General features: G+C 75.5%; 20 protein-coding genes. 12 read left to right on the forward strand and 8 right to left on the reverse strand.

Annotation, left to right across the window (positions count from 1 at the left end; translation table 11 throughout):
* Positions 1-30: 30 nt before the first annotated feature.
* Positions 31-498 carry an indole-3-glycerol phosphate synthase gene (locus ACZ597_RS19425; RefSeq protein WP_471331471.1) on the reverse strand — a complete coding sequence of 156 codons (468 nt, stop codon included), beginning with the start codon at positions 496-498 and terminating at the stop codon, positions 31-33.
* 146 nt (positions 499-644) lie between these two features.
* Entirely contained in the window at positions 645-1,448 is an 804-nt protein-coding gene (locus tag ACZ597_RS19430) for a pyrimidine reductase family protein (RefSeq protein WP_471331473.1), read from the reverse strand.
* Positions 1,449-1,484: 36 nt separating this feature from the next.
* On the opposite strand from ACZ597_RS19430, the gene zapE reads away from it, so the two are divergent.
* The 5 genes from zapE (at position 1,485) to ACZ597_RS19455 (ending at position 6,598) form a co-directional block, all read left to right on the forward strand.
* Positions 1,485-2,591: a cell division protein ZapE gene (gene zapE, locus ACZ597_RS19435; RefSeq protein WP_471331476.1), complete on the forward strand. Its 1,107-nt coding sequence runs from the start codon at positions 1,485-1,487 to the stop codon at positions 2,589-2,591.
* 62 nt (positions 2,592-2,653) lie between these two features.
* A complete protein-coding gene (locus tag ACZ597_RS19440; protein ID WP_471331479.1) occupies positions 2,654-3,079 on the forward strand; it encodes an OsmC family protein in 426 nt (141 codons plus the stop codon).
* A gap of 153 nt (positions 3,080-3,232) precedes the next feature.
* Positions 3,233-4,573 carry an alkaline phosphatase PhoX gene (locus ACZ597_RS19445; protein WP_471331481.1) on the forward strand — a complete coding sequence of 447 codons (1,341 nt, stop codon included), beginning with the start codon at positions 3,233-3,235 and terminating at the stop codon, positions 4,571-4,573.
* Between the two features lie 85 nt (positions 4,574-4,658).
* Complete coding sequence (locus ACZ597_RS19450) at positions 4,659-5,597, forward strand: polyphosphate kinase 2 family protein (protein WP_471331483.1); 939 nt, start codon at positions 4,659-4,661, stop codon at positions 5,595-5,597.
* Positions 5,598-5,698: 101 nt separating this feature from the next.
* Positions 5,699-6,598 carry a polysaccharide deacetylase family protein gene (locus ACZ597_RS19455; protein ID WP_471331486.1) on the forward strand — a complete coding sequence of 300 codons (900 nt, stop codon included), beginning with the start codon at positions 5,699-5,701 and terminating at the stop codon, positions 6,596-6,598.
* Between the two features lie 38 nt (positions 6,599-6,636).
* Here the strand turns inward: ACZ597_RS19455 and ACZ597_RS19460 are convergent, their stop codons facing one another.
* Genes ACZ597_RS19460 through ACZ597_RS19470 form a run of 3 tightly spaced genes read right to left on the reverse strand, consistent with a single transcriptional unit; the run spans position 6,637 to position 8,788 of the window.
* Entirely contained in the window at positions 6,637-7,293 is a 657-nt protein-coding gene (locus tag ACZ597_RS19460) for an ABC transporter (protein WP_471331489.1), read from the reverse strand.
* Complete coding sequence (locus ACZ597_RS19465) at positions 7,290-8,117, reverse strand: ATP-binding cassette domain-containing protein (RefSeq protein ID WP_471332025.1); 828 nt, start codon at positions 8,115-8,117, stop codon at positions 7,290-7,292. Before ACZ597_RS19465 ends, ACZ597_RS19460 begins: the two co-directional genes overlap by 4 nt.
* On the reverse strand, positions 8,114-8,788 hold the full coding sequence (locus ACZ597_RS19470; RefSeq protein ID WP_471331492.1) for an AIM24 family protein: 675 nt from the start codon (positions 8,786-8,788) through the stop codon (positions 8,114-8,116). Before ACZ597_RS19470 ends, ACZ597_RS19465 begins: the two co-directional genes overlap by 4 nt.
* Positions 8,789-8,859: 71 nt before the next feature.
* Here ACZ597_RS19470 and ACZ597_RS19475 point away from each other — a divergent pair, with 71 nt between their 5' ends.
* The 5 genes from ACZ597_RS19475 (at position 8,860) to ACZ597_RS19495 (ending at position 14,805) form a co-directional block, all read left to right on the forward strand.
* Positions 8,860-9,609 carry an aminoacyl-tRNA hydrolase gene (locus ACZ597_RS19475; RefSeq protein WP_471331495.1) on the forward strand — a complete coding sequence of 250 codons (750 nt, stop codon included), beginning with the start codon at positions 8,860-8,862 and terminating at the stop codon, positions 9,607-9,609.
* Positions 9,610-9,773: 164 nt separating this feature from the next.
* Positions 9,774-11,054, forward strand: coding sequence for an MbnB/TglH/ChrH family RiPP precursor modification enzyme (locus ACZ597_RS19480; RefSeq protein WP_471332027.1), 1,281 nt, complete (start codon positions 9,774-9,776; stop codon positions 11,052-11,054).
* Positions 11,051-12,085 (forward strand): TIGR04222 domain-containing membrane protein, encoded by a 1,035-nt coding sequence (locus tag ACZ597_RS19485; RefSeq protein WP_471331497.1) that lies wholly within the window; start codon positions 11,051-11,053, stop codon positions 12,083-12,085. Before ACZ597_RS19480 ends, ACZ597_RS19485 begins: the two co-directional genes overlap by 4 nt.
* A gap of 84 nt (positions 12,086-12,169) precedes the next feature.
* A complete protein-coding gene (locus ACZ597_RS19490) occupies positions 12,170-12,928 on the forward strand; it encodes a TIGR04222 domain-containing membrane protein (protein WP_471331500.1) in 759 nt (252 codons plus the stop codon).
* A gap of 107 nt (positions 12,929-13,035) precedes the next feature.
* On the forward strand, positions 13,036-14,805 hold the full coding sequence (locus ACZ597_RS19495) for an alpha/beta hydrolase (RefSeq protein WP_471331502.1): 1,770 nt from the start codon (positions 13,036-13,038) through the stop codon (positions 14,803-14,805).
* 111 nt (positions 14,806-14,916) lie between these two features.
* On the opposite strand, the gene hemQ is transcribed toward ACZ597_RS19495, so the two are convergent.
* Both hemQ and hemG read right to left on the reverse strand, forming a co-directional pair.
* Positions 14,917-15,630: a hydrogen peroxide-dependent heme synthase gene (hemQ, locus tag ACZ597_RS19500; RefSeq protein ID WP_471331505.1), complete on the reverse strand. Its 714-nt coding sequence runs from the start codon at positions 15,628-15,630 to the stop codon at positions 14,917-14,919.
* Positions 15,631-15,653: 23 nt separating this feature from the next.
* Complete coding sequence (hemG, locus tag ACZ597_RS19505) at positions 15,654-17,132, reverse strand: protoporphyrinogen oxidase (RefSeq protein ID WP_471331508.1); 1,479 nt, start codon at positions 17,130-17,132, stop codon at positions 15,654-15,656.
* Positions 17,133-17,271: 139 nt separating this feature from the next.
* Between hemG and ACZ597_RS19510 the strand changes: the two genes are divergently transcribed.
* Both ACZ597_RS19510 and ACZ597_RS19515 read left to right on the forward strand, forming a co-directional pair.
* Complete coding sequence (locus ACZ597_RS19510; RefSeq protein ID WP_471331511.1) at positions 17,272-18,261, forward strand: DUF4349 domain-containing protein; 990 nt, start codon at positions 17,272-17,274, stop codon at positions 18,259-18,261.
* A 61-nt stretch (positions 18,262-18,322) separates the two neighbouring features.
* On the forward strand, positions 18,323-19,702 hold the full coding sequence (locus ACZ597_RS19515; protein WP_471331514.1) for an FAD-dependent oxidoreductase: 1,380 nt from the start codon (positions 18,323-18,325) through the stop codon (positions 19,700-19,702).
* Here the strand turns inward: ACZ597_RS19515 and ACZ597_RS19520 are convergent.
* On the reverse strand, positions 19,699-21,144 hold the full coding sequence (locus ACZ597_RS19520) for a phytoene desaturase family protein (RefSeq protein WP_471331517.1): 1,446 nt from the start codon (positions 21,142-21,144) through the stop codon (positions 19,699-19,701). The two genes, ACZ597_RS19515 and ACZ597_RS19520, sit on opposite strands and share 4 nt — an antisense overlap.
* Between the last annotated feature and the right edge of the window lie 7 nt (positions 21,145-21,151).

Here is a 21,151-nt window from a genome sequence, read left to right on the forward strand (position 1 = left end):
GGTGGGCCCGCGGGGTGTGTCCGCCCCAGCCTATTCGTTGTGGGCGAAGAGCTTGAGCACCGGAACCTCCACTTTGTGCCGGGCGCGGGAGGCCCAGTCGCGGTGGAAGAACTCCTCGACGAGGTGGGGGGCGGTCAGGACGATCACCTCGTCGGCTCCGGTCTCGTCGACGACGGCCTTCAGTTTGTCGAGCGGGTGGTCCTCGACGATCTGGCCGACGGCCTTGGCGCCCTTGGCGCGCAGGGCGGCGAGTGAGTGTTCGAGCGCCTGTGCGGCGGGCCCCCGGGCGGCCTCGCCCTCGGGGACGTCGGCCTCGTGGATGGCCTCGGGCAGCTCGCCGAGCGCCACGTCGTCGATGGCGCGGAGCAGTCGGTCCTGGTCACCCCTGGGTTGCATGAGGACGAAGAAGGAGACGGCGTCGTCTCCGTGCAGGGTGGTGACGAAGTCCACGTCCACCGTGGTCAGCGGCTGCTCGATCATCAATACGCTCGTGAACACGGACGCCCTCTCCTTCATGGGCCGAGGCCGGTCGGCCGGCCCCTGCGGAAACCATCCTGCCCCGCTTGCGCGCGGGGCCTCGCGAGTATGTGTGCCCAGGTATGTGCCCGTCGGAAGCTAAGCGGAACGAGAAATTCCGCCCCTGGTCAGATCCGACGGTAGCTGGTGAACAGGAACCCGGCCTCTTCCAGTACGCAGGCGGGCGCGAGCCGGTGGGGGACCGTGACGGAGGGCCCGCCGGAGATCCGCTGGGCGCCGCCGGCGGTGAGCGTCGGGGAGATCGTCAGGCAGAGCTCGTCCAGTACGTCGGCCGCCACGAACTGCCCCAGCAGCCGGGGCCCGCCCTCGGTCAGCTGCCGGCGCAGCCCCCGCGCGGCCAGCTCCCGCACCGCCCGCTCCGGGTCCGCGCCGGAGCCCTCTCCCGCCACCACGACCTCGGCCCCGGCCGCGGCCGCCTCGGCCACCCGCCCGGCGGGGGCGCCCGCCCCGGTGACCACCAGGGTCGGGACCAGGGGCGAGGTGAACAGGGGCAGGGAGAAGTCCAGGTCCAGGCTCGCGGTGACCACCGCGATGGCGGGGGCGGGGCCCTGCCCCGCGGCAGCGCGGCGGGCCGCGAAGGCCTCCCGGGCCCGCGCCGGGCGGTAGCCCTCCTGGCGAACCGTTTCCGCCCCCACGACCACCACATCGGCCAGCGCACGCAGGGTGCCGAAGATCCGCATGTCGGTCTCGCCCGAGATGGGCTGGGAGCGCCCGTCGTGCTGGGCCGCGCCGTCCAGGGTGGAGACCATGTTGGCCCGCAGCCAGTGGGCGCCGGGGGCCAGCTCGGGATACGCGTAGGCGTCGGCGAGCTCGTCCAGCGACCACTCCCGGTCGCCGGACGGCCACGCAGGGTCGGCCGGGTCCCCGGGAGCGGCGGATGTCTGATCGGTCACAGGGAACAGGCGTCGCATCGGTGCAGTGTGACACGCCCCGTAGAGTTAAGAGCTGTGTCAACATCACTCTCCACCTCTGGTCCTGCCTCCGGGCAGCCCCCCATAGCCGACGCGGGCCCGCTCGCCCTGTGCGCCCGCGCACCGCGCGTGCCCGCCGAACGGCTGGTGGCCGAGATGGTGCCGCCGCCCCGCTTCGACTCGGTGCGCTTCGACACCTACAACCCCGACCCCACCCAGCCGAGCCAGGCCGAGGCCGTCACCGTGCTGAGCGGCTTCGCCGCCGGCCTGGGCGGGGCCCACGCCAGCGGTGCCGGCAAGCGGAAGTGGTTCCAGAAGAAGGCCCCCGCCCCGGCGCCCGGTCCGCGCGGGGTCTACCTCGACGGCGGCTACGGCGTCGGCAAGACCCACCTGCTGGCCTCGCTCTGGCACGCCACCCCGGCCGAGCCCGCGCTCAAGGCCTTCGGGACCTTCGTCGAGCTCACGAACCTGGTCGGCGCGCTCGGCTTCCAGCAGACCGTGCAGACCCTGGGCGGGCACCGGCTGCTGTGCATCGACGAGTTCGAGCTCGACGACCCGGGCGACACCGTGCTGGTGTCCTCCCTGCTCAGCCGCCTCGTGGAGCAGGGCGTGGCGCTGGCCGCCACCTCCAACACACTGCCCGGCAAGCTCGGTGAGGGCCGCTTCGCCGCCGCCGACTTCCTGCGCGAGATCCAGGGGCTGTCCGCCCACTTCCGGCCGCTGCGCATCGACGGCCAGGACTACCGCCACCGCGGCCTGCCCGAAGCACCGGCGCCCTTCTCCGACGAGCAGGTCGCGAAGGCCGCGTACGCGACCCCGGGCGCGAGCCTCGACGACTTCCCGGGCCTGCTGGACCACCTGGCGAAGGTCCACCCGAGCCGCTACGGAGCACTGACGGACGGGATAGCGGCGGTCTGCCTGACCGACGTCGTCCCGGTGCCGGACCAGTCGACGGCACTGCGCCTGGTGGTGCTGGCCGACCGGCTGTACGACCGCGAGGTGCCGGTACTGGCCTCCGGGGTGCCCTTCGACCGGCTGTTCAGTGAAGAGATGCTCAACGGGGGTTATCGGAAGAAGTACTTCCGAGCCATATCGCGGCTCACGGCCCTCGCCCGCGACGCGAAACCCCTGGTCTCCCAGTAGGTTTGGCACGGCCGGGTCGCTTCTCGCGGCCCGGCCGTTTCCACTTCTGCGAAGGGATCACCATGGCCACCACGCGTCACGCGCACACCGTCTGGGAAGGCGACCTCCTCAAGGGCAAGGGCGTCGTCTCCCTCGACTCCTCGGGCCTCGGCTCGTACGACGTCTCCTGGCCGGCCCGTTCGGAGGCGGCCAACGGCAAGACCAGCCCCGAGGAGCTGATCGCCGCCGCCCATTCCAGCTGCTTCTCGATGGCCCTCTCGCACGCCCTCGCGGGCGCGGGCGCCCCTCCCACCCGCCTGGAGACCAAGGCCGACGTCACCTTCCAGCCGGGTGAGGGCATCACCGGCATCCACCTGACGGTGGAGGGCGAGGTCCCGGGCATCGACAACGACGCCTTCGTCGCCGCCGCCGAGGACGCGAAGAAGAACTGCCCCGTCAGCCAGGCCCTGACGGGTACGACGATCACCCTGAGCGCCAAGCTCGCCTGATCCCCCTCCGCCGTCACCACCGCCGGGCCCGCGCGGTACCGGGGCCCGGTGGGGTGACGGGGACGGGTGCGCGCACGCGTCGCGCGGGGCGCGGACGCCCCGCGTGGTACCACGGGCCGGTCACATCTCCAGTGGTCCAGCGGGGAGTTGCCGATGTCCGTCACCCGACGCAGCCTGCTCGCGGCCGGCGCGGTCGCCTTCAGCGGAGCCCTCGGAGCGCTCTGCGCCCCGGGCCGGGCCCGCGCCTCCGCCCGGGGGTACGGGCCGCTGCTGCCCGACCCGGCCGGGCTGCTGGACCTGCCCGCCGGGTTCTCGTACCGGGTGCTCTCGCGCGCCGGGGACCCGCTGCGCTCGGGCGGGGGCGCGGTGCCGGCCAACTGCGACGGCATGGCCGCCTTCGGCGCGGGCGGCGGCCGGCTCCGCCTGGTCCGCAACCACGAGAACCGCGCCACCGCCGCGCTGCGCGTCCCGGCCGTGGACGGGCTCACCTACGACCCCGGGGCACTGGGCGGCTGCACGGTGCTGGAGCTGGACCCGGCGGGCGCGGTGCGCGCCGAACGGGTCGGCCTCGCCGGGACCGCCGTCAACTGCGCGGGTGGGCGCACCCCCTGGAACACCTGGCTGAGCTGCGAGGAGACCGAGGACCGGGCCGGTGACTCGGGGTACTCCCGGGACCACGGGTACGTCTTCGAGGTGGACCCCGCAGACCCGCACCGCCTCGGCGCCGTCCCGCTGACCGCGCTGGGCCGCTTCGCGCACGAGGCCGTCGCCGTGGACCCGTACCGGGGGGTGGTCTACGAGACCGAGGACGCGTTCGTCCGGCCCTTCGGGCTCTTCTACCGCTTCATGCCCGCGCTGCCGCTCGGCGGCCGGGGCTCCCTGCGGGCCGGCGGCGTCCTGGAGGCGATGCGGGTGCCCGGCGTGGCGGACCTGTCGGCGGTGGACGAGCCGGGAGCGGAGTTCCCGGTGGAGTGGGTCCCCGTACCGGACCCCGCCGCGGCCGTGACGCCGGTCCGGTTCCAGGACTTCGGGCCGCGCGGGATCACCCACGCGCAGAAGCTGGAGGGCTGCTACTGGGGAGGCACCGGGGTGTACTTCGTCTCCAGCTACGCCCGCGGCAGCGAGGGGGCCGCCGCCGACCACCACGGGCAGGTCTGGTTCCACGACCCGGTGCGCGGCCGGCTCCGGCTGGAGGTGCTCTTCGGCCCGGCCGCGGACACGGCCCTGCCCGGGGACTCCCCCGACAACATCTGCCTGGCGCCCGACGGGGGCCTGATGGTGTGCGAGGACGGCGGCGGCGACCAGTACGTCTTCGGCGTCACCCCGGGCGGGGTGGTCTACCCGGTCGCCCGCAACGCGGACGACATCGGAGCGCCCGGAGCGCCGGAGCGGGGCGAGTTCGCGGGGGTCACCTTCTCCCCGGACGCGCGGACGATGTTCGTCAACGCCTACGCGCCGGGCACCACGTTCGCGGTGACCGGCCCCTGGCGGTGATCCGCGGGCCGGTACCGGCCGTCTCGCGCCGCCGTCCGATGTGCTGCACGATCGTACGGAACCGACCGGATCGGGGTGGACAGCGGTGGCCGAGAAGGAGAAGAGGGGCGGCGGCACCCGGAAGTCCGGGGGCACCCGCGGAGCCGGGCACGCCCGCGAGGCCGGAGGGAACCGGGAGGGACCGGGCCCGGCGGTCGCGCCGCTGCTGCGGGTTGCGCCCGGGGAACGGGTCGGTCTCGCCGCGCTGGGCACCTCCGCCACCCCGGGCGGACCGTCCGGCAAGGCGGCCGCGGCCGAGGCCGTCGCCCGGATGGCCGCACCGCTGGCCTCCCTCCAGGAGCGGCTCTACGCGGCCAGCACCGCCGGGGACCGCCGCCGGCTGCTGCTCGTCCTCCAGGGCATGGACACCAGCGGCAAGGGCGGCACGGTCAAGCACGTGATCGGCCAGTTCAACCCGTCCGGCTGCCGGATCAGGGCCTTCAAGGCCCCCACCCGCGAGGAGCGCGCCCACTCCTTCCTCTGGCGGATCGAGAAGGCCCTCCCCCAGCCGGGCGAGATCGGCATCTTCGACCGCTCGCACTACGAGGACGTCCTCGTCGCCCGGGTCCGCGAGCTGGTGCCGGCCGACCGGCTGGAGCGGCGCTACGAGCAGATCAACGCGTTCGAGAAGGCACTCGCCGACGACGGCGTGACCCTGGTGAAGGTCTTCCTGCACATCGGCCGGGAAGAGCAGCGCGAGCGGCTGCTGGCGCGGCTCGACAACCCCGACAAGCACTGGAAGTTCAGCCCCGCGGACATCGAGGACCGCGCGCTGTGGCCCGCGTACCGGGAGGCGTACGAGCTGGCGCTGGAGCGCTGCTCGACGGAGGCGGCGCCCTGGTACGTGGTGCCCGCGGACCGCAAGTGGTACCGCAACTGGGCGGTCGGCACACTGCTGCTGGAGCACCTGGAGGCGATCGGGCCGAAGTACCCGCCGGCCGGCTTCGACGTCCAGGAGTGCCGCGAGCGCCTGCTGGCCGGATGAGGCCCGTGCGCCCGCGGACGGTCACGTCCGGGAAGACCTCTCCGCCCGCTTGACCGCCTGTCACGCAGCCTTCTTATCGGAAAGTCATATATTTTGCGTACGTGACCATTTCTGCACGCAAAGTAGCGGCCTTGGCCGTGCTCGGTGCCGCCCTCGCGGGATGCGGAGGCGGCCCCGACAGCACACCCCGGGGTGCCGGCCAGGCCCGCATGGCCACCCCCGGCGCCTCGGGCTCCCCCACCGCGTCCACCCAGGCCTCCCCCTCCGCCCCCGCCTCCCCGCTGCCCGGCGCGCCCGCGCGGGTCCCGGTCCTGACCCCCGGCGCGAACGGCCTGACCCCCGTCTTCGAGCGGACCCGGCAGCGCTCCGAGAAGACGGTGGCGCTCACCTTCGACGCCGACATGACATCCGATCAGGGGCCGCGCGCCGCTTCGGGGGAGCGGTTCGACAACCCGGACCTGATCGCGACCCTGCGCCGGCTGAAGGTGCCCTCGACGGTCTTCATGACCGGGCGCTGGGCCGAGGAGTACCCCGACCAGGCCAAGTCCATCGGCACGGACCCGAACTTCGAGGTCGCCAACCACTCGTACAGCCACCACGCCTTCAAGTCCCCCTGCTACGGGCTCCCCGCGCTGGACGGCGAGGCCGCGCGGGCCGATGTCGAGCGGGCCTTCGCGGCGTTCAGGAAGGCGGGCGCGGTCAACACCGTCCCGTACTTCCGCTTCCCGGGCGGCTGCTACGACGACCAGGCGCTGAAGGCCCTGACCCCCGCGAAGGTCACGGCCGTGCAGTGGGACGTGGTCAGCGGCGACGCCTTCGCGAAGGACCCCGACGCGGTGGCCGAGCAGGTGCTGGCCGGGGTGAAGCCCGGGTCGGTGGTGGTCATGCACTGCACGCGCAGCGCGGCCCCGGTGACCGAGCAGGCGATCCAGAAGATCGTCCCCGAGCTGCGAAAGCGGGGATTCCGCTTCGTGAAGGTGTCGGAGCTGATGGGGAAGTAGCGTTCCTCCTCCCCGCCGCCGACTCCGGCCCGCCCCGGTCAGCCCCGCCGCGTGCTGACCAGGCAGGCCACCGCCCCCGCCGCCCCGGCCAGCAGCAGCGCCCCCGCCAGCGCGCCGAGCGGGAGCGGCGCGGTGTCCGAGCGGGCGGCCCCGACCAGGGCGGACACCGCGCTGCGGGCCGGGGAGAACGCCACGACCCAGGCCAGCAGCGAGCCCACGCCCCCGGCGAGGACGGCGCGTCCCCGCCCGCGGAGCAGCGGCCTGCTGCACACCGCGCCCACGGCCGCCCCCGTCAGGGCGCACACCGCCACCGCCACCGCTCCGGCGAGCGCGGTTCCGGCGGGGGGCTGGTGCGTGAGGTCGCCGAGCAGCAGGGCGTAGGCCGTGCCCGCCGCCCCGGCGAGCAGGGTTCCGGCCAGGGCGGTCAGCAGGGCCGCCGCGTGCACCCGTACCGGGCCGGCCGCGGCGGCGGAGACGGCCCGGGCCGCCGGGGGTTCGGCGGTGACGCAGATCCGGACCAGCCAGGTGCTCAGCGGCACCAGGCCGGCCGCCGTGTAGCCGAGGGCGTCGAGCGCCGGGTCGCCGGAGCGGATGCCGACCGCGAGGAACGCCGCGTACACGACGAGCGGGCCGATCCAGTGCTGGGAGCGCAGCAGCAGGGCGCCCTGGTAGCGCAGCAGGGCGGTCACGGTCACGGGAGTTCCTCCACGGCGCGGATGTGCCAGGGCGGGCCGGCGGTGAGCAGCTCGCGCAGTACGGCGTCGGAGCGGGCGGCGTCCACGGTCAGCAGGACCCCGCCGTCGGGGGCGGGGACGGCCGCGGCGGCCAGGCCGGGGGGCGGGGCCGCGCCGGGCGGGCCGGCGGCGTGGATCCGTACGGTGCCCGCGGGCCCGGCGGCGTGCGACGCGGCCGGGGCCTCCAGGGTGCCGCCGCGCACCCGGTAGCGGGCGTCGGGCAGGCCTGCGAGCCGGGCGGGGTCGTGGTCGACGAAGACCACCGTGCCGCCGGCTGCGGTGCGTTCGGCGACGGCACGGTCCAGTTCCGCCCGGGCGGGCGCGTCCAGCCCGGTCCAGGCCTCGTCGAGGACGAGCAGCCCCGGCCCGGCGAGCAGTGCCTGGGCGACGGCCACCTTCTGGCTGGTGCCCTTGGACAGTTCGGCCATCGGGGTGCGGGCGTGGGCGGCGGCGCCGAACCGCTCCAGTCCCTCGGCCGCCCGCCGGGCCGCCTGCGCTCCCGTCAGGCCGTGCATCCGGCCGAGGTGGGCCAGGTAGGCGCCGGCCGTGAGCGGCAGGGCCGCCGGGAAGCGTTCGGGGACGTAGGCGGTGCGGGGCGGCCGGCCCTCGATCCGGCCCTCGGTGGGGGTGTCGATGCCCGCGACGAGGCGCAGCAGGGTGGACTTGCCGCCGCCGTTGCCGCCTTCGAACCGGACCAGGGCGCCGGGCGGCAGCTCGGCCGTGATCCCGCGCAGTACCCAGGGCCGCCGCCTGCCGTAGCGGCGGCCCACGTCCGTGAGTTTCAGTGCGCGGCCGCCGTCTCGGTGAGCTCGCTGGGCCGGACTATGACGAAGCCCTCGCCGCTCAGCTTCAGCTGGACGGCCTCGCCGGAGCCGCCGCGGATCATGGAGCCGACGGACTGGGAGCGGTGCAGCCCGGTCTCCAGCGCCGCGCTCCAGCCGACGACCGCGTCCGTGTCCACGTACACCGGCGCCTGGGCGGTGACCGGGATGATGATCGGGTTTCCGTCGCAGACCACGGCGAGCTTGCCGGTGCCGGTGAAGAGGCTGTTGAAGAGGCCGCCGCCGGTCATGCCCGCGCCCTTCACCATCCTGACCTCGTAGGACAGGGTCGGATCGAAGCACAGGACGTTGCGCCCGTTGATGGTGAGGGCGTCGCCGGGCTCGAAGTCGATGATGAAGCAGTTGCCGGCCTGGTGCGCGAACCAGGCCTCGCCCTGACCGCGTACGGACATCAGCGCGAGGCCCTCGCCGGTGACGGCCCGCTTGAGCATGCCGCCGATGCCCTGGCCCTTGCGCTCGAACTGGAGGTTGCCGCGGAAGGCGACCATCGACCCCTGGCGGGCGAGCATCTCCCCGTTGACGGCGTACTTGACGGACTTGGCGTTCTGCAGGGTCATGCCCGGTGCGGTGGCGGGCTGGACGAGGTTCTCGCTCGCGAAAAGGTCGCTCTTCATGGACCCGATCCTCGCCCGCGCCGGCCACCCGGGACATCCTCCTGAAGGCGGAGGCTGGCATGCTTGGCGGGATGAGCAGCCAGCACGTGAACGAGACCACAGAGGTACCCGCGGTCGGCGCGGACAGCCCCTTCCGGCGGGAGCACGCCCTGCGCGACGAGGCCCCGCAGTTCGTCCTGCCGCTCGTGGTGCGGATCGAGAAGACCGAACCGCCGGCGCGCACCGACGCGCTGGAGACGGCGGCCCGTGCGGTGCTGGTGCTGCTGACGGACGAGCGCTCGCACGGCGGGGGCGAGTGGGCCCGGGCGGTGCGCGACTGGCAGGACGCGCGGATCCGCAAGGTGGTCCGGCGGGCGCGCGGGGCGGAGTGGCGCAAGGCGGGGACCCTGCCGGGCGTCACCGTCGAGGGCGAGGCGTCCGAGGTGCGGGTCTTCCCGCCGGTCCCCCTGGACGGCTGGCCCAAGGAGCTGGCCAAGCTCCAGGTTTCCGGCACCGACCTCGACGACCCGGAGCCCGCGGGCCCGGTCGAGCCGGGGATCCCGGTGCTGTGGCTGAACCCGGACCTCGCCATGTCGGCGGGCAAGGCGATGGCCCAGGCCGGGCACGCGGCGCAGCTGGCCTGGTGGGAGCTGACGGCGGCCGAACGCGCCCTGTGGCAGGCCTCCGGTTTCCGGCTGGCGGTACGCACGGCCCCGCGCGAGCGGTGGGCGGAGCTGAGCGGCAGCGGCCTGCCCGTGGTCCGCGACGCCGGCTTCACGGAGATCGCCCCGGGCTCCTGCACGGTGGTCTCGGACCACCCGGCCCTGCGTGCCCGGCTCTGAACCGGCTGGGCCTGTCCGGCCTGGCGGGGCGTGAGGTCCCGGCTCCGGCCGTGGAACCTCAAATGTTCCTCTGAACGTCCCCGGCCGGTGGTTGGCCGGGCCGCGCCGGGGCCATCACTTCGGCATACGGTCCGTATAAGGGGGGCGAGGGGGACATGAAGCCCATGGAACGCCTGGGGGTGGGCATCGGCTGGCGGCCGGAGATCGCGGACGCGGTCGAGCGGCTGGACGGCCTGGACTGGGTCGAGGTGGTGGCGGAGAACGTCTGTCCGGGCCACCTGCCCGAGTCCCTGGTGCGGTTGCGCGAGCGGGGGGTCCGCGTCGTGCCGCACGGGGTCTCGCTGGGCCTGGGCGGGGCCGACCGCCCCGACCCGGCGAAGCTGGCGGCGCTCGGGGAGCGGGCGGTGGCGCTGGGAGCGCCGCTGGCCACCGAGCACATCGCCTTCGTGCGCACGTCCTCTCCGCTGCTGGAGGCCGGGCACCTGCTGCCGGTGCCCCGGACGCGGGACGCGCTGGACGTGCTGTGCGAGAACGTGCGGATCGCGCAGGACGCGCTGCCCGTGCCGCTGGCGCTGGAGAACATCGCCGCGCTGGTGTCCTGGCCCGGGGAGGAGCTGACGGAGGGGCAGTTCCTGACGGAGCTGGTCGAGCGGACCGGGGTGCGGCTGCTCGTCGACGTGGCGAACCTGCACACCAACCGGGTCAACCGCGGCGAGGACCCCGCCGCCGTGCTGGACGGGATCCCGCTGGAGGCGCTGGCGTACGTGCACGTGGCCGGGGGCGTGGAGCGCGACGGCGTCTGGCACGACACCCACGCGCACCCCGTGCCGCCGGTGGTGCTCGACGTACTGGCCCGGCTGCGCGAGCGGGTGGACCCGCCCGGGGTCCTGCTGGAGCGGGACGACGACTTCCCGCCCGAGGCGGAGCTGGCCGCCGAACTGGCGCGGATCCGCGCGGTGGTGGACGCGGGCGGGCCTCCGGGCACCGTGCGCGAGCGGGTGACCCTGCGCGAGGAGGCCCCGGCGCCGGCCGGTGAGGCCGCGCGGACCCGGCTGGCACTGGGGCAGGCGGCCCTGCTGTCGGCGCTGGTCGCCGGGACGCCCGTACCGGAGGGCTTCGACCGGCAGCGCGTCCGGGTGCAGGCGCGGGCGCTGGTCGCCAAGCGGGCCTCGGTGGTCGCGAAGGTCGCGCCGGAGCTGCCCGGGATCCTGGGCGGCCCCGCCTCCTACCGCACCGCCTTCCTCGGCTACGCCCGCGGCCGCCCCATGACGGCCGGATACCGCCGCGACGCGCTGGACTTCGCCGAGCACCTGCTCGTACGGGACCTGCCGGCCGACCCGGCCGCACGGCGCCGGCTCACCGCCTGGTGGCGGGAGCGGGCGGGGGTGCGGCCTGCGGGCCGGTTCGCGCGCTGGGCCCGCGCCCTGGTCGGGAGGACGCCGTGAACGCGCTCGCCCTCGCCGTCTGGGCTGCCGTCGCGCTCTCCACCGTCCTGCTGCTGCGCGCCCTGCGCCGCGCCCGGCCGCCGCTGTCCGGGCCCGGGCCGGAACTGCACGACCTGTCGGAGTCCGCGTTCCTCACGGGCGGTCCCGGCACCGTGGTCGACAGCGCGCTCGTCTCGCTGCTCGGGGACGGCCGGCTGGCCGTCGGCGGTCCGGGCATCGTGCAGGCCCTGCCCGGGGCGCGGGGCGCGGACCCCGCCGAGCGGGCCGTGCTGCTGGCGCTCGCGCAGGCGCCGTCCGGGTGGCTCTACCAGGTGCGGTACGCGGCCATGCGCGAGCCGTCCGTACAGGAGACCGGGGACGCCCTGGCGGCCCGCGGGCTGCTGTCTGCCCCCGGCGCGGGGCGCGGGGTGCGGCACTGCGCGCTGGCGCAGGCGGTGGTGTGCGTGGCGATGGTGCCGGTGTCGCTGGTGGTCACCACCGTGTTCTGGTCGCTGTACCCGGAGCCCCAGGTGCCGTTCGTCCTCAAGGTCCTCCCGGCGCTGCTGGGCGGTTTCGTGGCGGGCGTGGTGTGCGCGCGGCGGGCCAGGCTGCGGATCACCCCGGCGGGGCGGCGGGCGCTGGCCCGCTTCCGGGAGCGGTACGCGGCCGATCCGGCGCCGCGGGTGCAGGTGGCGCTGTTCGGGCTGCGCGGGCTGCGGGACCCCCGCCTGCGCGAGCAGTTGCTGCCGGCGGCGCGCGACACCCGGCTGGCGGCGGCCCAGTCCCGGGTGCGCGGCGGCTCGTCGGACACGCTCCGGGCGGGCTCGGCGGAGCTGCTCCCGGTGCTGTGGTGCGCGGGGAGCGACAGCGGGGACCGGTCCTCGGGGTCCGGTGGCTGCGGTTCCTCCGGGAGCAGCTGTTCAGGCGGCTCCGGTTCGGGTTGCTCGGGTGGTTCCGGTTCGAGCTGCTCCAGCGGTTCGAGTTGCGGCAGTTCCTCTGGTTCCAGCTGCTCCAGCAGCTCCTCCGGTTCCAGCTGCTCCAGCAGTTCCTGACCGACCATCACCACCGCATCACGAGCTGCTCACGCTTGGGCACCGGCCGCCTGAAAGCGGCTCCGGCGGCTGTAGAAATCGGCCATGTTCTGGATCTTGTTCCTGCTGCTGGCCTGGGCCGGGGTGCTGACCTCGGCCGCCCGCCTGCTGCGGGCCGCCGCCGAGGCCGCCGAGCCGGCGCCCCGCCCCGCCGCCGCCCGGCGGCCGGGGGCGCTGAACCTGTACGAGGCCGCGTACCTGGCCGGCGGCCCGGAGCGGGTCGCCGTGCTGACCCTGCTGTCGATGGAACGCCGGCACCGGCTGCTGCTGGCCCGCACGGGCTGGGCCACCGTGCTCGACCCGGTCGCCCGGGACGCGCACGAGCGGGCCGTGCTGGCCGCGTTCGGCCCCGACGGCCGGTCCCCGGTGTCGGCGCTCCGGCAGGCCGCCGCCTCGCACTCGGCGGTACGGGCACTCGCGGACCGGCTGGACGAGGCGGGCCTCGCGGTGCCGTGCGGGGTACGGGACGCGGTGGCGGACGGGGCCCGGTCGGTGCGGTGGGGCGCCGTGCTGGTGGCGGCCATGGCGGGGGCTTCGCTGGCCGTCCCGGCGGACGGGGCGGACGTGTCGAAGGTGCTGTACTGGTTCGCCATGCCGATGCTGCTCGCGGTGTGCTGTCTGGCCGTCGCCGGCACCGGCGGCCCCGCGCACTCCCCCTGGGCCTCCCCGGCGGGCCGGCGCCTCCTGGTGGCCCTGGACGACGAGCGCGGCGCCGGCGACCCCCTGGCGGCGGTGGCCGTCCACGGCATGAGCGCGGTGCGCGACCCGGACCTGCGGGCGGCGCTGGAGCGCGACACGCCGTGAGCGCTACGGCAACAGGGCGTACCGGGAACGGCGTTGCGGCGGTTCGCCCGCACCGGCGCACGGACCTGGCATCTCATCGGACCGGACGATGAGATGAAGGGGTCGCCATGCGGAAGTGCCGGACGACGACGCTCACGCGGCAGGGGGTCGCCGCGGCGGCGCTCTGCCTGGCCCTGTGCGCCCCCGCGCCGGCCCGGGCGAGCGGGACCGGGCCGGGCGGCGGCGGTGGCGGGGACGCCCGGACCGCCGCCGAGGACGCCGGGGCGGAGCTGATCGCCCGGCGGGCCGCCGCTGCCGCCGCGCTGCGGCCGGTGGGCGGCACGGCCGGGGCCGGAGGGGCTCCGGCGCAGGGGAACCGGCCCGTGACCCGGCCCGTGCCCCGGCCCCCCGCCGCCGGGGGCGGGCGGCTGGAGTTCCGGCCCTGTCCCGCCGTCGAGGAACTCCCCGACCCGGTGCGCTGCGCCACCCTGCGGGTCCCGCTCGACTACGCCCGCCCCGACGGCCCGCAGATCTCCCTCACCGTCAGCCGGGTCCCCGCCACCGGACGCGGCGGCGCCGCCCGACAGGGCGCGCTCGTGTACAACCCCGGCGGGCCGGGCGCCTCCGGGACGTCCTTCCCGCTGCTCGCCGGCCGCCCCGCCTGGACCCGTATCGCGGCCGCCTACGACCTCGTCGGCTACGCCCCGCGCGGAGTCGGCCGCTCGGCCCCGCTGACCTGCCAGGACCCCGCCGAACTGCCGCAGGGGCCGACCCAGGTCCCGGCCGAGCCCTCCGCCGCGTACAAGCGGGAGCGGCTGGCCGCCGCCCGGGCCTACGCCCGCGGCTGCGCACGGCACGCCGGCTCCGCGCTCGGGTACTACACGACCCTGAACAACGCCCGCGACCTGGACGTGCTGCGGGCCGCGCTCGGCGAGCCCCGGCTGACCTTCATGGGGGCCTCGTACGGCACCTACCTCGGGGCCGTCTACGCCACCCGCCACCCCGGGCGCGTGCGCCGCATGGTCTTCGACTCGGCGGTCGATCCGGACCCGCGCGGCATCTGGTACGCGAACAACCTCGCCCAGGCCCCGGCCTTCGAGCGCCGCTGGGCCGACTTCCGCGCCTGGGCGGCCCGCCACCACTCCGTGTACGGGCTCGGCACCACGGCGGGGGCCGTGCGGGAGAGCTACGAGAAGGTCCGCGCGGCCGTGGCCCGTACCCCGGCGGGCGGGGTGGTGGGCACCGGCGAGCTGCACGCGGCGTACCTCCAGACCGCGTACTACGACGACGTCTGGCCGGAGCGGGCCGCGGCCCTCGCCGCCTTCCTGCGCGGGGACCCGGACCCGCTCGTCCGGCAGGCGGCCCGTGATCCCGGGACGGCGCAGCGGGCGGCCAACGCGACCGCCGTCTACACGGCGGTGCTGTGCAACGACGCCCCCTGGCCCGGCGACTGGGAGACCTGGGACCGCGACAACTCCGAACTGGCCCGCCGGGCCCCCTTCGAGACCTGGGCCAACGCCTTCCTGAACCTGCCGTGTGCCTCCTGGCCGGTGTCCGCGCGGCAGAGCCCCGTAGATGTCCGGGCGGAACCGGGCCGGCTGCCGGGGACGCTGATCGTCGCGGCGGAGCGGGACGGGGCGACGCCCCACGGGGGCGCGCTGGAACTGCAGGGGCGGCTCGGCGCCCGGGCCTCGCTGGTCACGGAGCAGCGGGCGGGCGCCCACGGGGTGGCCGGCGGACGCAACGCGTGCGTGGACCGGCATGTGGAGCGGTACCTGCTGACGGGCGCCACCCCGGGGTGGCGCGTCACGTGCGCGCCGCATCCGGAGCCCGCACCGGTGTCGCTGGACGACGGGGCGGCGGGCGCCTCCAGGGCGCTGCTGCCCCCGGTCGTCTGAACTTCCGGGCGGGATCTCCGGCTGCGTCGTTTCGGGGGCAGGGCCTCCCGATCCCCGGAGGCCACCCTTGTGTCACGGGTGTTCCTCCGGTCCTTCCCCCCAGGGGAGGTATCAGGCGAGCCCGGCCACCAGATCGGCGACGGACTTGCGGCGCCCGGTGTAGAAGGGCACCTCCTCGCGGACGTGCATCCGGGCCTCGGAGGCGCGCAGGTGGCGCATGAGGTCGACGATGCGGTAGAGCTCGTCGGCCTCGAAGGCCAGCAGCCACTCGTAGTCGCCCAGCGAGAAGGAGGCGACGGTGTTGGCGCGCACGTCCGGGTAGCCGCGGGCCATCTTGCCGTGGTCGGCGAGCATGCGGCGGCGGTCCTCGTCGGGCAGCAGGTACCAGTCGTAGCTGCGCACGAAGGGGTAGACGCTGACGTAGTCGCGGGCGACCTCGTCGGCCAGGAAGGCCGGGATGTGCGACTTGTTGAACTCGGCGGGGCGGTGCAGGGCCATGTTCGACCACACCGGCTCCAGCGCGCGGCCCAGCTTGGTGCGGCGGAACAGGTTGTAGGCGGTCTGCAGCTCGTCCGCGGTCTCGGCGTGCCACCAGATCATGACGTCCGCGTCGGCGCGCAGGCCGGAGACGTCGTAGGTGCCGCGGACCGTGATGTCCTTGGCGGCCAGCTGGTCGAACAGCTCCTGGACCTCGTCGGCGAAGCCGGTGCGGTCCTCGGGCAGTACGTCCTTCAGCTTGAAGACGGACCACAGGGTGTAGCGGATGACCTCGTTGAGGTCCTTCGCCTTCTTCCCCGCGTTGGGAATCTTCTCTGGTGCAGTCATGTGTCCATTGTCCCGTGTGCTGATCAGTGGTCTGTCCCAGGGGTGGCCGAAGCGGCGGCCACCGCGTCGGCCGCCTTCCCGGCGCTCGCGACGCAGGCCGGAATGCCGACCCCGTCGTAGAGGGCGCCGCAGACCGCGAGGCCCGGCAGCCCGGCCACGGCGGCCCGGATCCGGGCGACCCGGGCGAGGTGGCCGACCGGGTACTGGGGCAGTCCGCCGTCCCAGCGGGTGACGGTGGCGGCCACCGGCCGGGCGGCCAGCCCGACGGCCTCGCCGAGGTCGCCGAGGGACACGTCGACCAGCTCGGAGTCCTCCCGCTTGAGGTCGCCCTCGTCGCCGTGGCGGCCGATGGAGGTCCGCAGCAGGAACAGCTCGGGATCGGCGCCGGCCCAGGCCCACTTGTTGCTGGAGAAGGTGGACGCCTTGATGGTGCGGCCGTCCACGGGCGGTACGAGGAACCCGCTGGCGCCGCCGTCGGCGATCGCGGCGGGCAGGTCGGAGCGCCGGAAGGCCATGGTGACCAGGGCCATGGAGGCGTACTCGACCTCGCGCAGTCCGGCGGCGGCCGCGGGGGCGAGGCCGGCGAGCAGGTCGGCGGCGGGTCCGGCCGGGGTGGCGATGACCACGGCGTCGGCGTCGAGGACCTCGCCGTCGGCGGTGATCCGCCAGCCCCCGGGCGTACGGGCGATCCCGCGCACGGGGGTGCCGGTCAGGATCCGCGCCCCGGCGGCCCGGCAGGCGTCGGCGACGGCGAGCGGGAGGCGGCCGATGCCGCCGGCGATCCCGGCGAAGAAGCCGCCGGTGGCGGCCGCGCCGGTGACGGTGGTCCGCTCGGCGGCCGCGCGGGCCGCGGCGCCGCTCTGGAGGGAGCGGACGCTCTCGGTGAGCGTGGAGTGGGTGCGTACGGCCTCGTACAGGGCCGGGACGGCGGCACGCATCGAGATGCGGTACGCGTCGCCGGCGTAGACCCCGCCGAGCAGCGGTTCGACGAGCCGGTCGACGACCTCGCGGCCCATGCGGGCGGCGACGTACTCGCCGACGGCGACGTCCTCGCCGACCTCGGTGGGCGGGAGCGCCGTGTCGGCGGCGATGCGGGCGAGGCCCTCGGCGGACAGGACGCCGGACGCGGCGAGCGGGGCGGTGTCGCCGGGGACGCCCATGACGTGCCCCTTGGGCATGTCGCGCAGGGCGCCGCGGGTCCACAGCCGGGCGGTGGCGGTCGCCGGGGGCTGGAGGGCGTCGCCGAGGCCGACGGACCGGGCCAGCTCCAGGGCCTCGGGGCGGCGGGCGAGCACGGATTCGGCGCCGAGGTCGACGGGGAGGCCCGCGAGCTCTCCGGAGTACAGCTTGCCGCCGAGGCGCGGGCCGGCCTCCAGGAGGGTGACGCGGACCCCGTCGGCGAGCAGCCGGTGGGCGGCCGCGAGGCCGGAGATGCCGCCGCCGATGACGACGACGTGCCGCGGGGGGCCCGGCCGGTCCGTACGTGTGTCCGCTTCGTGCATGAACACATCGTCTCAGACCGGCCGGTGAGGCCTGAACGTGACCGCATCGGGACCACCTCGGGACCTGGCGGACGAAACCCGCCGGGGGCCGCCGGGCGTCGAAACGGGGACATCAGCCGATCCCCCGGGGGTACTGACGATGCACACGCTCCACAGACACCGCGGCGCCGTGGCGCTGGCCGGCCTCTCTCTCGCGGGGGCCCTCGCGCTCACGGGCTGCGGGGCCGACGGCGGCGCGAAGTCCTCCTCGGACCGGGCGGCGGTCGCCGGGCCCCGGGAGGGCGCGGCCGCCCAGGGCAAGCCGGGGGCCGGGGCGGCCGCGCCCCCGGCGGCGGCGCAGGACTCCAAGGCGGGGCCGCAGGCGCCGCTGCGCCCGCACGTCATCCGTACGGGGACGCTGGGCATCGAGACGGCCGAGCCGCAGAAGGCCCTGGCCGCGGCGCGTACGGCGGCGGAGGGCGCGGGCGGGTACGTCGGCAACGAGTCCACCGAGCGCGGCCGGGACGGCCGGATGACCTCGACGCTGACGCTGCGGGTGCCGGGCGAGCGGTTCGACTCGGTGATCGGGGCGCTGGAGGGCAGCGGGAAGCTGCTGAACCGGAAGGTCGAGGCGCAGGACGTGACCGAGAAGGTCGCCGACGTGGACAGCCGGGTGAAGTCGCAGCAGGCCAGTGTGGCCCGGGTGCGGGAGATGATGGAGAAGGCCTCGGCGCTGAGCGACGTGGTGATGCTGGAGGGCGAGCTGAGCCGGCGTCAGTCCGACCTGGAGTCGCTGCTGGCCCAGCAGAACGCGCTGAAGGACCAGACGGCGATGGGCACGGTCACGGTGTCCGTCTCGGAGCCCGCGGCGGCCGCGGCGGAGCGGAAGAAGGAGGAGCCGGGCCTGGGCGACGCCCTGGGCGCCGGCTGGGGCGTGTTCGTCACGCTCGTGCGCTACCTGGCGCTCGCGGTGGCGGCGGTGCTGCCGTTCGGGATCGCCGCCGCCCTGCTGGTCCTCGGGTTCAAGGTCTACCGCAGGCTCCGCCCGGCGAAGCCGAAGACGGGCCCGAACCGCACCCTGGTGCCCCGGCAGGCCCCCGCGCCCGCCCCCGAGCGGTCCGACGCCCCTGGAGCGGATCTCCAGGACTGACGGCGGGTCCGCCCGTAGCGTGTCCCCGTAGGCAGACTGCGGCACGGAGGCGGGGCGGACGATGGCGGTGGAACGACTGGTGGTGGTCGGCGGTGACGCGGCGGGGATGTCCGCCGCGTCGCAGGCGCGGCGGCTGAAGGGCCCGGCAGAGCTGGAGATCGTCGCGTTCGAGCGCGGGCACTTCACCTCGTACTCCGCGTGCGGGATCCCGTACTGGGTCGGCGGGCAGGTCGGCGGGCGGGACGAGCTGATCGCCCGCACCCCCGAGGAGCACCGCGCCCGGGGCATCGACCTGCGCACGCGAACGGAGGTCGTGGAGCTCGACGTGGCGGGCCGCCGGGTGCGCTCCCGGGACCTGGAGAGCGGCGCCGAGTCCTGGACGGGCTACGACAAGCTGGTCCTGGCGACCGGCGCCCGCCCGGTCCGGCCGAAGCTGCCGGGCATCGGCGCGCACGGGGTGCACGGGGTGCAGTCCCTGGACGACGGCCAGCGCCTGATGGACGACCTGGAGCGTACGCGGGGCCGCCGGGCGGTCGTGGCCGGCGCGGGCTACATCGGCGTGGAGATGGCCGAGGCCCTGCTGAACCGGGGCTTCGAGGTCACCGTCCTGCACCGGGGCCCGCAGCCCATGTCCACCCTGGACCCGGACATGGGCGGCCTGGTGCACAGCGCCATGAACCGCATGGGCATCGTCACGGTGGCCGACGCCGACGTGGCGAAGATCCTCACCGACGAGGAGGGCCGGGCCCGCGCGGTGGCCACCGCGGACGGGCGCGAGTACCCGGCGGACGTGGTCGTGCTCGGCATCGGCGTGGAGCCGCGTACGGCGCTGGCCCGTGCCGCCGGACTGCCGCTCGGCGAGTCGGGGGGCCTGCTGACGGACCTGTCGATGCGGGTCCGGGGCCACGAGGACATCTGGGCCGGCGGTGACTGCGTGGAGGTCCTGGACCTGGTGGCGGGCCGGACCCGGCACATCCCGCTGGGCACGCACGCCAACAAGCACGGCCAGGTGATCGGCTCGAACGCGGGCGGCGGCTACGCCACCTTCCCCGGTGTCGTCGGGACGGCGGTGAGCAAGGTCTGCGACCTGGAGATCGCCCGTACGGGGCTGCGGGAGAAGGACGCCCGGGAGGCGGGCCTGCGGTTCGTGACGGCGGCGATCCGCTCGACGAACACGGCGGGCTACTACCCGGGGGCCCAGGAGATGACGGTCAAGATGCTGGCGGAGCGCCGCACGGGCCGGCTGCTGGGGGTCCAGATCGTGGGCGGGGCGGGCTCGGCGAAGCGGGTGGACATCGCCGCGGTCGCGTTGACGGCGGGGATGACGGTGGAGCAGGTGGTCTCGCTGGACCTGGGCTACGCCCCGCCGTTCTCTCCCGTGTGGGACCCGGTACTGGTCGCGGCCCGCAAGGCCGTCACCGCGGTCCGGGCAGCCGTCTAGCCGGTCTCTTCCGGATCGGGCCGGGCCAACCCCAGCGACCGGAGCGCGGCCACCGCGGCGTGGTGTCCGCACATCCCGTGCACCGAGGGGCCGGGCGGCGTCGCCGAAGAGCAGAGCCAGGTGCCGGGAACGGGGGTCCGGTAGGGGTTCCAGTGGGGCACCGGGCGCGCCAGCGTCTGCCACAGGCTCATCGCGCCGGAACCGATGTCACCGCCCACGTAGTTGGTGTTGTACGCGCCCAGCCCGGCCGCCGGGACCCCGCGTTCGGCGAGCACGGTGTCGCGGAAGCCCGGCGCGTGCGCCTCGATGGCGGCGCGGATCGGGGGGAGGGGGTCGCGGGTGTCGCCGTTCGGTACGTGGGCGTACGCCCAGACCGGCCTGCGGCCCCGTACGGCCCGTGCCGGGTCCGCCGCGGCGGGGTCGACCACGATGACGTACGGGTGCTCCGCACGCCTGCCCTTCGCGGTCAGGGTCTCCGCCCGGGCCACCTCCTCCGCCGTTCCCCGCACGCCCGCCAGGTGCAGGGTCGCCGCCTGGGAGAGGCGGCGGTCGGTCCACGGGATCTCCCCCTCGACGAGGAAGTCGGCCTTCGCGGCGCCGGGGCCGTACCGGTAGCGGGAGAGCTTGCGGAGGTAGCCGGCGGGGAGCGGCGCGATGCGGGCGAGCTCGCGGGGGGAGACGTCGAGCATGGTGACGCGCCTGCCGGCGGGCAGTTCGTCCAGGCTGTCGACCCGCACCCCCGTGTGGAAGCGTCCGCCGAGCTCGCGGATCCGCGCAGCCATGACGTCCGCGATGGCCCCGGAGCCGCCCTGGGGGACCGGCCAGCCCGTGGTGTGGGCCAGGTGTCCCAGCAGCAGGGCGACGGCGGCGGCCGTCGGCGAGGGGAGCCGGCCGATGCCGTGCGCGGCGACGCCCGCGAGCAGGGCCCTGCCCTCGGGGGTGCGCAGGCCGCCGCCCAGGCGCAGGGAGTGGACGGGCATGCGGGGGGCGAGCGCCGTCAGGGCCCGCAGGGGCGGCGCGGTGCGCTGGGTGGACAGCATGAGGCCGACCACGGCGGCGGAGTGCTCCATCAGCGGGGCCATGAGGGCCCGCCAGCGGTGCCCGTCCTTCCCGAGGCCTGCGCAGGTGCGGTCGAGGTCGCCCCAGGCCATGGCGGCGGGCCGGCCCCTCAGCGGATGCGCGTAGGCGGCCGGCGAGCGGGTCATGCGGACCCCGTGCCCTTCCAGGTCGAGGGACTGCATGAACGGGGAGACGGGTGCCATCGGGTGGACGGCCGCGCAGATGTCGTGGATCACCTCCGAGTCGAACAGGGCCTCGCTGCGCAGTCCGCCCCCGATCCGTTCGTGGGCCTCGAACACCTCGACCCGGAGTCCGGCGCGGGCGAGGGTGAGGGCGGCCGCGAGGCCGTTGGGGCCCGATCCGACGACGACGGCGTCTGTCATGCGATGG

The sequence above is a fragment of the Streptomyces sp. NPDC040718 genome (assembly GCF_055593565.1).

What these genes read in the sequence shown, in the direction of transcription:
- ACZ597_RS19510 (WP_471331511.1), top strand. Translation starts at nt 17,272, where the DNA reads ATGCACACGCTCCACAGACACCGCGGCGCCGTGGCGCTGGCCGGCCTC.
- ACZ597_RS19470 (WP_471331492.1), bottom strand. Translation starts at nt 8,788, where the DNA reads ATGAAGAGCGACCTTTTCGCGAGCGAGAACCTCGTCCAGCCCGCCACC.
- ACZ597_RS19475 (WP_471331495.1), top strand. Translation starts at nt 8,860, where the DNA reads ATGAGCAGCCAGCACGTGAACGAGACCACAGAGGTACCCGCGGTCGGC.
- ACZ597_RS19490 (WP_471331500.1), top strand. Translation starts at nt 12,170, where the DNA reads ATGTTCTGGATCTTGTTCCTGCTGCTGGCCTGGGCCGGGGTGCTGACC.
- ACZ597_RS19480 (WP_471332027.1), top strand. Translation starts at nt 9,774, where the DNA reads ATGGAACGCCTGGGGGTGGGCATCGGCTGGCGGCCGGAGATCGCGGAC.
- ACZ597_RS19445 (WP_471331481.1), top strand. Translation starts at nt 3,233, where the DNA reads ATGTCCGTCACCCGACGCAGCCTGCTCGCGGCCGGCGCGGTCGCCTTC.
- hemG (WP_471331508.1), bottom strand. Translation starts at nt 17,132, where the DNA reads ATGCACGAAGCGGACACACGTACGGACCGGCCGGGCCCCCCGCGGCAC.
- ACZ597_RS19430 (WP_471331473.1), bottom strand. Translation starts at nt 1,448, where the DNA reads ATGCGACGCCTGTTCCCTGTGACCGATCAGACATCCGCCGCTCCCGGG.
- ACZ597_RS19520 (WP_471331517.1), bottom strand. Translation starts at nt 21,144, where the DNA reads ATGACAGACGCCGTCGTCGTCGGATCGGGCCCCAACGGCCTCGCGGCC.
- ACZ597_RS19515 (WP_471331514.1), top strand. Translation starts at nt 18,323, where the DNA reads ATGGCGGTGGAACGACTGGTGGTGGTCGGCGGTGACGCGGCGGGGATG.
- ACZ597_RS19440 (WP_471331479.1), top strand. Translation starts at nt 2,654, where the DNA reads ATGGCCACCACGCGTCACGCGCACACCGTCTGGGAAGGCGACCTCCTC.
- ACZ597_RS19495 (WP_471331502.1), top strand. Translation starts at nt 13,036, where the DNA reads ATGCGGAAGTGCCGGACGACGACGCTCACGCGGCAGGGGGTCGCCGCG.
- hemQ (WP_471331505.1), bottom strand. Translation starts at nt 15,630, where the DNA reads ATGACTGCACCAGAGAAGATTCCCAACGCGGGGAAGAAGGCGAAGGAC.